Origin of the sequence: Actinoplanes sp. NPDC051633 (assembly GCF_040681735.1) — a bacterium.
Taxonomy (GTDB): domain Bacteria; phylum Actinomycetota; class Actinomycetes; order Mycobacteriales; family Micromonosporaceae; genus Actinoplanes.
The window spans coordinates 1-13,512 of record NZ_JBFAZH010000073.1 but is presented as its reverse complement, the minus strand read 5'-3'; the positions used below and the strand labels follow the sequence as shown (position 1 = coordinate 13,512).

Sequence of the window (13,512 nt, the reverse complement as noted above, 5' to 3'; positions counted from 1 at the left end):
CTTTGTTACTTGTTTTTAGTAGTCCGGCGATGAGCCGTGCGCTTTAGTGACGTTGGCGTGGGGGGTGCCGGGCGCCCATGTCACTACCGAGCACAGCGACGGGGCCGCAAAGCCGTGGCGTTGAGCACTACCCTGGATTCATGAGCCAGGCTCCGGTCTACGCGCCGCCGCCGCCCCCGCAGGGCCCCGGGGTGATCCCGCCGTTCCCGGCGCCACCCACCGAGGGGCGCCGCCGGCGGATCGGCCTGGGCCTGGGCATCGGCGCGGGGCTGCTGGTGCTGGTCTGCGGCGGCGGTCTCGCCGCGGGCATCGGCCTGATCTCGGTGGCCGGCCGCGCGCTCAACGAGCAGGCCCAGGTGGTGGTCACCGACTACCTCGACGATGTCCGGGCGGAGCGCTACAGCGAGGCGTATGACGCGCTGTGCGACCAGACCCGCGCGCGGGTGACTGAGTCGCAGTTCACCAGCGACGCGCGGACGGCCGAGCCGATCGAGAAGTTCGACGTCGGCGAGATGGACCTCACCACCGTCGACCTCAACGTGCCGGTCACGGTCACGTACGAGAATGGGCAGTCCGCGCAGCTGAAGGCGTACCTCGGGCAGGACCGGGAGACGGGCCGATTCCAGGTGTGCAGCGTCGAGGAGTAATCTCCTACAGCTGTCCCTTTCCGTCTCGAGTCCCCGCCGACAAACCAGCCGGCGTAGGAGGAACATGCCCGCCGACCGTATCGACGCCGTCGTCAGCCTGGCCAAGCGCCGGGGCTTCGTCTTCCCCTCCAGCGAGATCTACGGAGGCACCCGTTCGGCGTGGGACTACGGTCCGCTCGGCGTGGAGCTGAAGGAGAACGTCCGCCGGCAGTGGTGGAAGACGATGGTCCAGGAACGTGACGACATCGTCGGTCTCGACTCCGCCGTGATCCTGGCCCGCGACGTGTGGGCCGCCTCCGGCCACCTGGACGCGTTCGTCGACCCGCTGACCGAGTGCCAGTCCTGCCACAAACGGTTCCGCGCCGACCACCTCGAGGAGGCGTGGGAGGCCAAGCACGGCGCCCCGCCCACCTCGCTGCAGGAGCTCAACTGCCCCAACTGCGGCAACAAGGGCACCTTCACCGAGCCGAAGATGTTCAACGGCCTGATGAAGACCTACCTCGGCCCGACCGAGAGCGCGGAGGGCCTGCACTACCTGCGGCCCGAGACCGCGCAGGGCATCTTCGTCAACTACAACAACGTGGCCACCGCGGCCCGCAAGAAGCCGCCGTTCGGCATCGCGCAGGTCGGCAAGAGCTTCCGCAACGAGATCACGCCGGGCAACTTCATCTTCCGTACGCGTGAGTTCGAGCAGATGGAGATGGAGTTCTTCGTCGAGCCGGGCAGCGACGAGAAGTGGCACGAGTACTGGCTCGAGCAGCGCTGGAACTGGTACACCGGGCTCGGCCTGACCGAGTCGAACCTGCGCTTCTTCGAGCACCCGAAGGAGAAGCTCTCGCACTACTCGAAGCGGACGGTCGACATCGAGTACCGATTCATGTTCGGCGGCACCGAGTTCGCCGAGCTCGAGGGCATCGCCAACCGCACCGACTTCGACCTGACCACGCACTCGAAGCACTCCGGCGTCGACCTGTCGTATTTCGACCAGGAGAAGCAGGAGCGCTGGGTGCCGTACGTGATCGAGCCCGCGGCCGGCCTGACCCGGGCGGTGCTCGCGTTCCTGCTCGAGGCGTACGACGAGGACGAGGCGCCGAACACCAAGGGCGGCGTGGACAAGCGCACGGTGATGCGCTTCGATCCGCGGCTGGCGCCGGTCAAGGTGGCGGTGCTGCCGTTGTCGCGCAACCCGGAGCTGTCGCCGAAGGCGAAGGAGCTGTCCGCGCTGCTGCGCAAGCGGTGGGTGGTCGAGTTCGACGACTCGCAGGCCATCGGGCGGCGTTACCGCAGGCAGGACGAGATCGGCACGCCGTTCTGCGTCACGGTCGACTTCGACACGTTGCAGGACAACGCGGTGACCGTCCGCGACCGCGACACGATGAAGCAGGAGCGGGTGTCCCTCGACCAGATCGAGGACTACCTGATCAAGCGCCTACCCGGCTGCTGAGAAGTCGAAGCCGCCGGGGCAGCCGTTCCGGTCGGCGATGAGCCCCGCCAGGGTCGCCACGGCGATCTCTGGCGGGGTCCTGCTCCCGATGTTGAGGCCGATCGGGCGGTGCACGCGTGCCATCTCATCGTCCGGGACGCCGAGCGCCTTCAACGCGGCGACGTGCGGGCCCTCGATCGACGGCTTGCCCATGATGCCGATCCAGCGGGTCTCCGCCTCCAGGGCCTGCTTGAGCACGTCGCCGATCTCCGGCCGGTGGTGGTCGGTGAGGACCACGTCGGTGTGCTCGTCCAGGCCGGCCGCAATCAGGTCGCGGACGACCTGGTCGCCGTGCGGCACGGTGACCGGCAGGACCACCGACGGGTCGGGCTCCACGAGCACCGAGTGGAAGCCCAGCTCGACGGCGAGCCGCAGCATGAACTCCGAGGTCGGCGTGTGGAACACAGTGACGAGCTTCCTGGGCACCATGACGGACAACCTAGTCTTGAGGGCGTGAGTTTGAAGTTCGGGACGAAGGACGTTACGCCGCCGGTGGTGCTGGCGCCGATGGCCGGCATCACCAACGTCGCCTTCCGCCGCCTCTGCCGGGAGCAGGGCGGCGGCGTGTACGTGTGCGAGATGATCACCACCCGGGCGCTGGTCGAGCGGATCCCCAAGACGCTCAAGATGATCGCCTTCGCCGACGACGAGGACTTCCGCAGCCTCCAGCTCTACGGCGTCGACCCGGCCGTCACCGCGGCCGCGGTCCGGATGATCGCCGACGAGGGGCTCGCCGATCACATCGACCTGAACTTCGGGTGTCCCGTACCCAAGGTCACCCGCCGTGGCGGCGGCTCCGCCTTGCCGTGGCGCCGCAAGCTCTTCGGCCGCATCGTCCGCGAGGCGGTCGCGGCCGCCGCGCCGGCCGGGATCCCCCTGACGATCAAGATGCGCAAGGGCATCGACGACGACCACCTCACGTACGTGGAAGCGGGCCTGATCGCGCAGGACGCCGGGGTGACCGCCGTGGCCCTGCACGCGCGCACCGCCGAGCAGCGCTACTCCGGCCAGGCCGACTGGGAGGCGATCGCGACCCTCAAGCAGGCGCTCGACGTGCCGGTGCTGGGCAACGGCGACATCTGGGAGGCGTCGGACGCGCTGCGGATGACCGCTCTCACCGGGTGCGACGGCGTCGTGGTCGGCCGGGGCTGCCTCGGCCGTCCGTGGCTGTTCGCGGACCTGGAGGCGGCGTTCACCGATCCGTCCTACGAGCCGAGGCTGCCGACGCTCGGCGAGGTGGCCGCGATCATGTCGCGGCACGCCCACCTGCTGGTCGAGGCGCTGGAGGACGAGAAGCACGGCTGCGCCGACTTCCGCAAGCACGTGGCCTGGTACCTCAAGGGCTTCCCGGTGGGTGGCGAGCTGCGCCGCAGCCTGGCGATGATCAGGTCGCTGACCGAGCTGGACGACCTGCTGGCCAAGCTGGACCCGGCGCTGCCGTTCCCCCGCGAGGCGCTGGGCCAGCCGCGCGGCCGGGTGAATGCGCCGGGCAAGGTCTCGCTGCCGTACGGCTGGCTGGACAGCCGGGACGACGACACCGTCCCCGAGGGCGCCGAGATGGAGAACTCGGGCGGCTAACTCGACTTCTGAGGGTTGGGCAGTTGTTGCCCGCAGAGCTTTTCGGCGGCCTTCTTGGCCTCGACCCACCGCGGGTAGGACGGGCCGTAGTCGATCCCGCGCCCTTTCGGCGGCGCCGTCTTCGCGACGTACGCGCCCACGTCGGCACTGGCACCGGCCCACTCGCTCAGCGCTTCGGCGAACTCCTGCGTGCCGCCCGGCGACACGGCGAGAAAGGCGAGCCTCCGGCCGAGGTCGCTGTAGGCCCCCGCGATCTGGTCCTTGTCGCCGCGGGCGAGTTTCACGGCGACCGAGTGATACAGCGCTTCGTCATCGGTGAACTTGCACTCGACCTGGCGCTCCTTCGGGTCGAGGGGGAAGGCGGTGGGCGCCGCCGGTGTCGGCGTCTGCCCGCCGCGGTAGCCGCCGGAGTCGGAGCAGCCGGCCGCCAGCGCCAGCACGGCGACGATCGGCAGGAATCCGTTACGGACCATTGCTCGGCCCTCCTCCGGGACGTCCCAGCTCGAATCCGCACACCTTCTCGGTGCGGGTCTTCGCGGCCCGCCACCGGGTGTTCGCGGGCCCGAGGTCCAGGACGATGCCCTTCGGCGGCTTCGTCCGGGCGACGTACGCCGCCACATCGGAGCTGGCCTTGGCCCAGTCGAGCAGCGGCACGAGGAGCCGGGTCGGCGCGTCGGGCCACGCGAGCAGCCGCAGGCCGCTGCCGAAGTTGCGGTAGCTCTCCGAGACCTTGCCGCGCATGGCGGCATCGGGGTCCTTGCCGCCGATGGCCAGGGCGGCGGTGATGGCCTGGGCGACGGCCGCGGTGTTCACCTCCCGGCAGATCGCCTTGATCGCGGCGGCGTCGTCGACGGAGGGCGACACCGACGGTGTCGCCGACGGAGCTGCCGACGGGGCCGCCGACGGCGCGGCGCCGGGTTCGGAGCAGCCTGCCGCGAGCGCGAGCGCGGCGACCAGCGGCACCATCGTCATGCGTAACATGGCGCCATTCTGAAGTAGGTCGATACTTTCGCCGTACAGGCGGCGTCAGGCCGACTTGGCCAGACGCATGCGGATCGAACCGAGCAGGCCGACCTTCGTCTCGTCGAGCAGCGCCGCCGCGGCGTCGGGATGCACGTTGAGCGCGGACCGGATCTCCGCCAGCTTCTCGACCCTGGTCACCAGCTCGTCGTCGCGCCACTCGGCGGGCCTGCGGCCGGTGGCGAACAGGTGAGCGGTCAGAGCTGCCAGCTGTAGGAGCTGGGGCAGCGCGTGCGCCATCGCCCCCGCCTCGCCGTCGGCCTCGCCGAGGGCGACGTCGATCACCCGGCGGTGGCTTCGGTCGATCTCGTCGGTCAGGGGATCGGAGCCGGTCTTCAAGCGGTGGTAGACCCGGTAGAGGGCTTTCGACTCCTTGGTCGCATCGGCGGTCCGCAGCTTCGCCACCGCGGCGTTCAGGATCTCGACCAGGTCGTCGCGCAGGATGGTCGCGACGAGTCTCTCGATCGGTATCGCCGTCGCGGAGTTCTTACGCAGATCGACGCACGCCCTGGCGGTGCGGATGAGATCTCGCGCCACACCGCCGGACCAGGCGTGGCAGAACATCATGGCGGGCACCGGAAACTCGATCGTGCGCCTCCGCAGCACCTGCCGGGCCTCGTCGAACGTCATCCTCCGCACGGTGACGACGGCGTCGAAGGTCGAGTCGAACACGTCACGCAGCGGAACGCCGCGCATGGCGAACTGGTGCATGGCGTCGGTGGAGACGGAGACGACGAAGTGGACGCCCGGCACGTGCATCAGGTCCTTGATGCTGTTGATCGTGGCGATCACGTCGTCCGGCTTGCTCATCTTGTCGAGCTCGTCCACACAGATCAGGACGCGGTTCGCCTCGACGCCCAGCCTCTCGAAGAATCGGCGCAGCCGCGCCACGTTCTCCGCGTGGGTCAACGTGTTCTCGGTCAGCTTGACCTGCTGCTGCCGGTTGACGAAGGACCGGCCGATGGCGAGCCGGCCGGCGCTCGTGGTCTGAACCTCGGTGGTGTGCTCCAGCATCGCCAGCTGTTGCCGGCCCAAGGTCGGGATGTCGCGGGAGGTGGAGCGCAGCAACGCCTCGCGGCGGGCGGCGGGCAGCAAGCGTGACACGCCATAGGCGACCAGGGCACCGGACACGGCGATCGCGAGCACGGAGGCGACGCCGACCTCCCAGGGTTTGTTGTCGCTGGAGAAGTTGTCCTGTTCCAGGAGAACCGTGACCATCAGCACGACGGCGAAGAAGAACGCCCCGACAGCCTTGGCGACGACTCTGACCATCTCGAGTACGGGCGGCGGCTGGGACGGCCCGTCGGAGGTGTGCTTCGTGGCGGCTTCGGCGAGCCGGACGTGGATCAGACGGATCAGACCGGCCGCGTCGTAGAGCACCGGAGCCTGCACCCGGGCGGTGAGGCAGTCGAGCTCCTTGTCCTGCTCCAAGCGGTCCATCACGGTCGACTTGCCGATGCCGCGATTGCCCGCGATGCCGATCGCGGACGAGTCGTGGCTGGCGATGAACTCGCGGACCTGGGTGAAGCTGCGCGACGAGATGGTCGCCTCGGTAGCGAGCTCGACCAGGGCCGGCCCGTCCTGCGCGTCGAACTCGTTGCCGTAGGCCTCGTTCTCCTCCCAGTCGTTGATGATGCTCCGCAGCAGCGGGCGGATCTCGATGTCGAGGGCTCTGTCGAAGTCTTCCTGCGCTGCCGCCCGGGCCAGGTTGCGCTGGATCATCCCGGCGACGACCGCGACGATGAGGGCCAGCAGCGCGACGTCGGCCAGCGTGACGGTCCAGAAGACCACACCGTCCGTCAGCTGGTCGAGATACTTGAAATCGCTGTGGAACAGGCCGACCACGGTCAGCGCGATCCCCAGCATGGTGAGCAGGACGGCCTGGATCGTCGCGGCGAGGTTGCGGACGGCCGTTCGAGCGGCCAGCAGGTCGGTCAGCTGCGGCGCCAGCTTCGTGCGCAGCTCCTCCTGCCGCTCCACGACCGCCTGGGCGAGCTTCTCGGGCTCGAATCCGGTGTGCCGTAACGTCTCCGTCTTCTCCAGGAGGGTCGCGGTCCTGCCCTTGAGCTCTGCTGGCTCCGGAAAAAAGCCGTCGTCAAGCAATGATGTCCACCCAGCGTGTCGAAGAGGCCGACCCACCGTAAAGGACACTCGCCCGCCGTGGTCATCACCCGATCGGGTGCCGAGCTTTGGCCGCATTCGTTTCGCCGGACGCCGGACGTGGCGGGCGGATCTGCGAGAAGCTGTACCCCCAAGGTGAGGAGACTGCCATGAGCAACCACGTCTACCGGCTCAGCGAGATCGTCGGGAGCAGCCCGACGAGTGTGGACGACGCCATCCGGACCGCTCTGCGCAAGGCGTCGCAGACCGTGCGCAACATCGAGTGGTTCGAGACCGGGCAGATCCGCGGCCAGGTCGTCGACGGCGACGTGGCCCACTACCAGGTCACGCTGAAGATCGGCTTCCGCGTCGAGGACTAGCTGCAGACCGTGCCGTTCAGGGTGAAGACCGACGGCGGGACGTTCGGGCCGCTGTAGGCGCCGGTGAAGCCCACGTTCGTCGTGCCGCCCGCGGCCAGGGTGCCGTCGCCGGTCACCCGCACCGTCGTGCCCGTCTGCTGCCACGTCGCGTTCCAGCCGCCGGTCACGTTCTGCCACGTCGTCGGCCAGGTGAAGGCCAGCGTCCAGCCGGTCACCGGCCGGTCGGCGTTGTTCGTGATGTCGAGCGACCACACGAACCCGTTGCCCCAGTCGGTGGTGCGGGTCAGCTCGACCGTGCAGGTCGAGGTGGCCGGGCTCGTCGTCGTGAAGGTCAGCGGCGGCGACGCGGGGGACAGCCGGCCGGCGGCGTCGCGGGCCAGCACGTTGACCGTGTAGCGGCGGCCGGGCTCCAGGTTGCGCGCGGTGAGCGACGTACCCGTGGTCTCCCCGATCTGCTCGCTCGCCCCGCCGTGCTGGCGGTAGACCTCGTACTTCAGGCCGGGCGCGACCGCGGGCCAGGAGATCGTCGCGGTGCGGTCGGTGACCCCACTCGCCGCCGGCTCGGCCGGCGCTCGCGGCCCGGCGGATGCGCCGGCCGGGCGCAACGTCAGCAGCGTCAACGAGTACGCGGGCAGCGTCTGGCTGCGCGCGGTGCCGGCCGGCGCGGTGGCCACCGCCGAGGCCCCGTTGGCGTAGAGGCTGACGACCGGGGTGGCCGTCGACGGTGCCCAGCCGTGATAGTTCAGCGTGACGTCGTGGTCGCGGGACGGGTCTTTGTTGACCAGCAGCACCGCCAGGCTGCCGTCGGGCCGGCGGGCGGCGTGCGCGCCGACCAGCGGATCGCTGGAGCCGGCGCCGACCAGCCGGTCGCCGGGTTGCGCGAAGGAACTCGTCAGCGAGAGCGCGTGGTACGGCGCGAACGGCGTGTTGAGGGCCGGCTCGCAGATGGAGTCGGCGTTGCACCCGCCGCTGGAGAGCAGCCCGAAGTCGCCGTAGTCGCGCTGCCCGGCGATCGTCGAGACGGTGCCGATTCCGTTGTGGACGTTCCACCACTGCACCGTGAAGACGCCCTGCTCCAGCAGCCCGCTGTAGGCGTCGGCGAGGAACAGCGCGCCGGGCTGCGTGTTCATGCCGACGTCGACGTTCATCTCGGTCAGGCTGATCCCCAGGTCACGGCCGGCGAGCTCGTCGATCTGCTGCCGGAGCAGGTGCACGGCGTCGGTGATCTGGCCGGTCTTCGCCAGCGCGTCGGACGGATACCAGTGCACGTCGACGAAGTCGATGGCCGCACCGGCCCGGGTGAGCACCTCTTCGTTCCAGGTGCCGGTGTCGCCGGGGCCGACGATGCCGTCGGGCCAGTTGCCGGGCATGGTGAGGACCGCGCCGACCTTGATGTCCGGGTCGACGGCCTTCATGGCGGCCGAGTACGCGACCACGTTCGCGGCGTACTCCCTGGGGCTCTTGTCGGCGTGATCGTCGGCCTCCCAGGCCGCGCCGTAGTGGCCGTTGCCGTAGTTCTCGTTGCCGATCGTCCAGTACGTGGCGTCGTAACCCTTGGTGACGTTGGCGTAGCGCACCCAGTCGGCGGCTTCCTGCGCCGTGCCCGTCCCGTAGTTGGCGATGATCATCGGCTCCGCGCCGGTCCGCTGCGCCGCCGCCATGAAGGTGTCGAAGTCGGTCCCCGGCGCGACGTATCCGCCCGGCGCGGTGTGATCCCGCCAGTGGTAGATGTCCGCATAGGACCCGCCCGGGTACCGGACCATCCCGACGCCGGCTTCGCGCAGCAGGTCGGCGACGGCCGGGGTGCCGAGCTCGGCGTCCCAGATGGCGTGGTTGACGCCGATGGCGGTCGCGGGCACGGTCGCGAGCCCGGCCCGGACGTCGATGTCCACGGTCGTGGACGCGGCGGCCGGGGCCTGCAGGAGCCCGGCGAGCATGGCGGCGGCGAGGAACTGATGCACGGCTGCCTCCTGAGGAGGTGATGGGAGCGCTCCCAAGCCTCGTCCACGCAAAGACGGCTGTCAATGGCGGGTCGTCGGCGAAACTGGTAGCCGAGCCACCTATCCGAGGCCCGGACCCGTGGCTGGGCTACCACTGTGTTGGGGGGCCGGCCGCACGCGTGCCCACTCGCGGAAGAGCTGGATGCCGACGATCGCCATGATTGCGGCGGAGGTCAGCCCGATCAGCGGGAGCGCGGCGTCGTCGGTGGCCGGCCGGGCGAACACGTCTCCGTAGCTCACGTGCCAGCCGAGCTGAACCGCCGCGGACGCGGTCACCAGGATGCGCGCCCACCGCGTCCCGCCGGTCCACCGGCCACGCACGACGGCGATCAGGTGCACCACGATCACCGCCGCGATCAGGCCGACCAGCCACGGCATCCGCCACTGGTCGCGGAACGATTCGCTGTAGGCCAGGTCCGCGGGCGCGACCCGGCCACCGGTGAGCGCCGCGACGATGGGTCCGGGCCAGAGGTAGAGCGCTGTCAGAGCGCCCCACGCCGCCACCGTCGCGATCCCGGCCACGCGCGACGCGCGGTCCGGATCGGGGAGCGGGCGCGGCCTCCAGGCGAAGGCCGCCGGGTGGTTGCGCTGGATCAAACCCCTTGTCGTGTACGCGAGAACGACCGCGCCGATCCACGCCAGGAAGACCAGCGGCGACAGCCCGGTCAGCGACACCGCCGCCCCGCCGGCCAGCACGGCGACCACGAAATACGGCGTGTCCCCGGCGGGGACGATCGTGAACGGCCGGTGATAGCGGACCGCGGTCTCGGCCGGGCTGCCGTACTCCTGGAGCATCGACACCGCCAGACCCTCGTCCGGCTCGCGGCCGGCGGCGGACGCCCGCTCGGCCAGCTCATCGGCGAGCAGGCCGCGCAGCTCGTACGCGACATCGGCGCGCCGCCGCAGCGGCAGCCGCCGGGCCACCGCGGTGACATAGCTGTCCAGCACATCGTCGGCATTCACTCCGGCCCCCAAGTCAGTCCGTGCAGGTCAGTCGCTGAGCAGCGTGTCGAGCACCGTGACCTGGCGACGCCAGGCCTCGGTGAGCAGCTTGAGCGCCCGGCGGCCGTCGGCGCCGAGCCGGTAATAGCGCCGGGGTGAACCGCCGTCGGTGTCCCACTCGCTCTCGAGCAGGCCCTGCGACTCCAGCCGGCGCAGCAGCGGATAGAGCGTGCCCTCCTCGACCGGCAGCCCGGCCTCGGTGAGCGACCGGCGCAGCTCATATCCGTACCGCTTCTCGTGCAGGCCGGACAGCACGGCCAGCACCAGCGTGCCGCGCCGCAGCTCGGCCTCGAGCCGGCTCAACATCTCGTCCATAGCACCACCTAGTACTGTGCGCCACACAGTACCAGTCGATGGCATCTTGCAGAAGTGGCACCCTTGCGAGGGTGCCGACCGCGTCGTTCACCGTCCGCCACTGGCCGGGCCTGCGTACCGAACACGCCTGGCTGCCGTCGCACGACCGCGCGACGACGACGAAGCCAGGCCAGGTCGGGGTGGCGTTCAGCGGGCACCGCGACGTCGTCTACGCGACCGGGGGCCGCACCGTCCGCGGCGACCACGCCCCCGGGGTGACCATCGTCTCCGGCCCGGATCCGGTGACTTGGCTGCGCGTTCACGAGCACATCGAGGCCTTGGAGATGTATCCGGATCCAGCCCTTCTGGACGGCCGGCGGATCGCGCCCCGCATCGGGGAGTTCGACGGCACCGTGCTCGCGATCGCGTCGCGGCTGCGCCGGGCGCACGCCACCGGCCTGTCCGACGTGGCCGCCAGCACCCTCGCGCACCGGCTCGCCGACCACCTCCTCGACTCGTACGCCACGCAGCGCGCCGGGCGCCTGGGGGTGAGCGAGGTGAACCGCGTGGCCGAGCACGTCGAGGCGCGCCTCGGCCAGGTGCTGACGCTGGACGATCTGGCCGGCGAGGTCTCGCTGAGCCCGTACCACTTCCACCGGTGCTTCCGCGCGACCACCGGGATGGCGCCGCACGCGTTCGTGACCGCTCGGCGGATGGACCGGGCCAGGCTGCTGGTGTCGACCACGGCGCTGCCGATCGACCGGATCGCCACCACGGTGGGCTTCGGCAACCTCAGTCATTTCCGGCGCCTTTTCCGCCGGCATCACGGAGTCCCGCCGTCGGCCCTGCGTGTTCACCGAATCGAGCAAGATTCGACCTGATCGCCGAAACAAAGACCGGGCACGGTGGGGGAATGCCCGTGACTTCCCTGGTGCTGACCAGCGCCGACGTGCCTCTCGCCGTCCACGTACACCGGCCCCCCGGCGACCCCCTCGAGCCGTTGCCCGCGGTGATCGTGATGGGCTCCTGGCTGACCGTCAAGGAGCAGATGGCCGACCTGTACGCCGCGAAGCTGGCCGCGCGCGGATACGCGGCCGTCACGTTCGACTTCGCCGGCTTCGGCGCGAGCGGCGGCGTGCTGCGGCAGACCGAGATGCCGGCCAGCAAGATCGCCGACCTCACCGCCGTCGCCCGGTTCGTGGCCGGCCTGTCCACGGTCGCGCCCGGCGGCCCGGGGGCGCTGGCGATCTGCGCGAGTGCTCAGTACACCGTGGCCGCTCTGGCCGCCGGCGCGCCGATCTCTTCCTTCGCGTCGGTCGCCGGGTGGTTCCACGACGCCCGGTCGGTGGCCGGGTTCTACGGCGGTGCGGACGGCGTCGCGGACCGCCTCGCCCGCGCCGACGCCGCCGCCCGGCGGTGGCTGCTCGACGGCGACCTCGAAACCGTGCCGGCCTATGCCGCCGGCGACGACCGGGCGGGCATGTTCATCGAGATGGACTACTACGCCAGTCCGGAGCGCGGCGCGGTGCCCGCCTGGCGCAACGAGATGACGGAGCTGACCTGGGCGCACTGGCTCACCTTCGACGGGCTGGACCCGGCCGCCGCGGTCCGCACCCCGTCGGTGTTCGTGCACAGCGACGGCTGCGTGTTCCCCGATCACGTCCGCTCGGTCGCGGCCGCCATGAAGGGCGAGGTCGTGTGGGGTACGGGGGAGCAGACCGACTTCTACGACCGGCCCGCCCAGGTCGAGTTCGCGCTCGACGCCGCCGACGACCACTTCCGCCGCACCTTGGGGGTGAAGCGATGAGTACGACCGACGACATCGTGCGGTTCTTCCACGCCGTCGACGACCGGGACTGGGCCGCGGTCCGGGCCGGGCTGGCCGACGAGGTCGACACCGACTACACGTCTCTGTTCGGCGGGGAACCGGAACGGGTGCCCGCGGACACCCTGGTCGAGCAGTGGCGGGGTTTCCTGCCCCGCTTCGACGGCACCCAGCATCTGCTCGGCCCGATCGTGGTCACCGGCGACGTCGCGGAGTGCAACGTCCGCGGATACCACCGCCACGCCGGCGGGACCTGGATGGTGGCCGGACGCTATCGGCTCGCGCTGTCCGGGAGCCGGGTCGCCGGGATCGTCCTGCGCACCACTTACGAGGAGGGCGACCGCCTGCCCGACGCCTGAGCGTCCAGAGCGGCGACGCGCCGTTTGCCGGCCGTGCGCCGGTAGCCGGCGTCGAGCAGCTCGGCGATCTCGTCCCAGTCGGTGTGCTTGCCGAGATCGATGCCGACCCAGCCGGAGGGGCCGAGGTAGGCGGGCAGGAAGGCGTCGTCGCGCTGCAGCAGCGCCTCGCGCTCGCCGGGGTCGGTGGGCACCATGATCGCGTGATCGTGCGAGTGCCACTCGCCGTCGATCTTCTGCGAGCCGCCGTAGTAGGCGAACACCTTGACGGTGTAGAAGGCGGGCCGCCCGTGCGAGACCTTCTCGTTGGCGTCCGGAAGCGCAAGAGCGAGCTTCCGCACCCGCTTGAGCAGCGGATCCTTGTCATCGAACATGATCGGATGCGTCACCCGACCAGGTAATCACGAAATGCGGGGGCGGGGAGGGCCGGGTGGTGCGAAGCCCTCCCCGCCTACGTGTGGTTCACCGGGGTCAGACGTCGAGGTCCGCCTCGATCTTGCGGAGTTGATGGCGCGCCATCGCGAGATTCGACCGGTCCCGGCGCAGGGCCACGTACAGGAACAGGCCCTTGCCCGAGCGGCTGGTCAGCGGCCTGATCAGGTGGTACTGCGTGTCGAGCGTGATCAGGATGTCCTCGATCTTCTCGGTGAGGTTGAGCATCTCCATCGCGCGCAGCTTGGCCCGGACCACGTCCGTGTTCCCGGCCGCGGCGACCGTCAGGTCGAGCTCCTTGCCGCCACCGGCGGTGCCGAGGGCCATGCCGCTCGTGTGGTCCACGAGCGCGACGCCGACGGCGCCGTCCATGTCCATGATCTCTTTGAGTGCGG

General features: G+C 70.2%; 16 protein-coding genes. 7 read left to right on the top strand and 9 right to left on the bottom strand.

Annotation, left to right across the window (positions count from 1 at the left end; all coding sequences use genetic code 11):
- Positions 1-140 precede the first annotated feature (140 nt).
- Positions 141-647, top strand: a complete 507-nt coding sequence (locus AB0M20_RS07115) for a hypothetical protein (RefSeq protein WP_364295082.1) — start codon at positions 141-143, stop codon at positions 645-647.
- A 64-nt stretch (positions 648-711) separates the two neighbouring features.
- Positions 712-2,091 (top strand): glycine--tRNA ligase, encoded by a 1,380-nt coding sequence (locus AB0M20_RS07110; RefSeq protein ID WP_364295079.1) that lies wholly within the window; start codon positions 712-714, stop codon positions 2,089-2,091.
- Here AB0M20_RS07110 and AB0M20_RS07105 read toward each other — a convergent pair.
- Positions 2,077-2,559 carry an XdhC family protein gene (locus tag AB0M20_RS07105; protein ID WP_364295076.1) on the bottom strand — a complete coding sequence of 161 codons (483 nt, stop codon included), beginning with the start codon at positions 2,557-2,559 and terminating at the stop codon, positions 2,077-2,079. The two genes, AB0M20_RS07110 and AB0M20_RS07105, sit on opposite strands and share 15 nt — an antisense overlap.
- A gap of 24 nt (positions 2,560-2,583) precedes the next feature.
- Between AB0M20_RS07105 and dusB the strand changes: the two genes are divergently transcribed.
- Positions 2,584-3,708, top strand: a complete 1,125-nt coding sequence (gene dusB, locus AB0M20_RS07100) for a tRNA dihydrouridine synthase DusB (RefSeq protein WP_364295073.1) — start codon at positions 2,584-2,586, stop codon at positions 3,706-3,708.
- Here dusB and AB0M20_RS07095 read toward each other — a convergent pair.
- From AB0M20_RS07095 to AB0M20_RS07085, 3 genes are read right to left on the bottom strand one after another with little or no spacing between them, the layout of a single operon-like run.
- On the bottom strand, positions 3,705-4,181 hold the full coding sequence (locus AB0M20_RS07095) for a hypothetical protein (RefSeq protein WP_364295070.1): 477 nt from the start codon (positions 4,179-4,181) through the stop codon (positions 3,705-3,707). The two genes, dusB and AB0M20_RS07095, sit on opposite strands and share 4 nt — an antisense overlap.
- On the bottom strand, positions 4,171-4,689 hold the full coding sequence (locus AB0M20_RS07090; protein ID WP_364295067.1) for a hypothetical protein: 519 nt from the start codon (positions 4,687-4,689) through the stop codon (positions 4,171-4,173). The genes AB0M20_RS07095 and AB0M20_RS07090 overlap by 11 nt, the downstream gene beginning before the upstream one ends.
- Before the next feature lie 45 nt (positions 4,690-4,734).
- A complete protein-coding gene (locus AB0M20_RS07085) occupies positions 4,735-6,831 on the bottom strand; it encodes a P-loop NTPase fold protein (protein ID WP_364295064.1) in 2,097 nt (698 codons plus the stop codon).
- Positions 6,832-6,998: 167 nt separating this feature from the next.
- Here AB0M20_RS07085 and AB0M20_RS07080 point away from each other — a divergent pair, with 167 nt between their 5' ends.
- Positions 6,999-7,208: a dodecin gene (locus AB0M20_RS07080; protein ID WP_364295061.1), complete on the top strand. Its 210-nt coding sequence runs from the start codon at positions 6,999-7,001 to the stop codon at positions 7,206-7,208.
- On the opposite strand, the gene AB0M20_RS07075 is transcribed toward AB0M20_RS07080, so the two are convergent.
- From AB0M20_RS07075 to AB0M20_RS07065, 3 genes are all read right to left on the bottom strand, one after another.
- Positions 7,205-9,145 (bottom strand): cellulose binding domain-containing protein, encoded by a 1,941-nt coding sequence (locus AB0M20_RS07075; protein WP_364295085.1) that lies wholly within the window; start codon positions 9,143-9,145, stop codon positions 7,205-7,207. The two genes, AB0M20_RS07080 and AB0M20_RS07075, sit on opposite strands and share 4 nt — an antisense overlap.
- Positions 9,146-9,268: 123 nt before the next feature.
- Positions 9,269-10,171, bottom strand: coding sequence for a hypothetical protein (locus AB0M20_RS07070; RefSeq protein WP_364295058.1), 903 nt, complete (start codon positions 10,169-10,171; stop codon positions 9,269-9,271).
- Between the two features lie 27 nt (positions 10,172-10,198).
- Positions 10,199-10,525, bottom strand: a complete 327-nt coding sequence (locus AB0M20_RS07065) for a PadR family transcriptional regulator (protein ID WP_364295055.1) — start codon at positions 10,523-10,525, stop codon at positions 10,199-10,201.
- 71 nt (positions 10,526-10,596) lie between these two features.
- Here AB0M20_RS07065 and AB0M20_RS07060 point away from each other — a divergent pair, with 71 nt between their 5' ends.
- The 3 genes from AB0M20_RS07060 to AB0M20_RS07050 are packed head-to-tail and all read left to right on the top strand — an operon-like array spanning position 10,597 to position 12,688.
- Complete coding sequence (locus AB0M20_RS07060) at positions 10,597-11,385, top strand: helix-turn-helix transcriptional regulator (RefSeq protein WP_364295052.1); 789 nt, start codon at positions 10,597-10,599, stop codon at positions 11,383-11,385.
- 32 nt (positions 11,386-11,417) lie between these two features.
- Positions 11,418-12,311 carry a CocE/NonD family hydrolase gene (locus tag AB0M20_RS07055; RefSeq protein ID WP_364295049.1) on the top strand — a complete coding sequence of 298 codons (894 nt, stop codon included), beginning with the start codon at positions 11,418-11,420 and terminating at the stop codon, positions 12,309-12,311.
- Positions 12,308-12,688 (top strand): nuclear transport factor 2 family protein, encoded by a 381-nt coding sequence (locus AB0M20_RS07050; protein WP_364295046.1) that lies wholly within the window; start codon positions 12,308-12,310, stop codon positions 12,686-12,688. The genes AB0M20_RS07055 and AB0M20_RS07050 overlap by 4 nt, the downstream gene beginning before the upstream one ends.
- Here AB0M20_RS07050 and AB0M20_RS07045 read toward each other — a convergent pair.
- Positions 12,655-13,074, bottom strand: a complete 420-nt coding sequence (locus AB0M20_RS07045) for an MmcQ/YjbR family DNA-binding protein (protein ID WP_364295043.1) — start codon at positions 13,072-13,074, stop codon at positions 12,655-12,657. The two genes, AB0M20_RS07050 and AB0M20_RS07045, sit on opposite strands and share 34 nt — an antisense overlap.
- An 82-nt stretch (positions 13,075-13,156) precedes the next feature.
- Positions 13,157-13,512: hypothetical protein (locus AB0M20_RS07040; RefSeq protein ID WP_364295040.1), on the bottom strand; the 356-nt coding region annotated here is incomplete at its 5' end.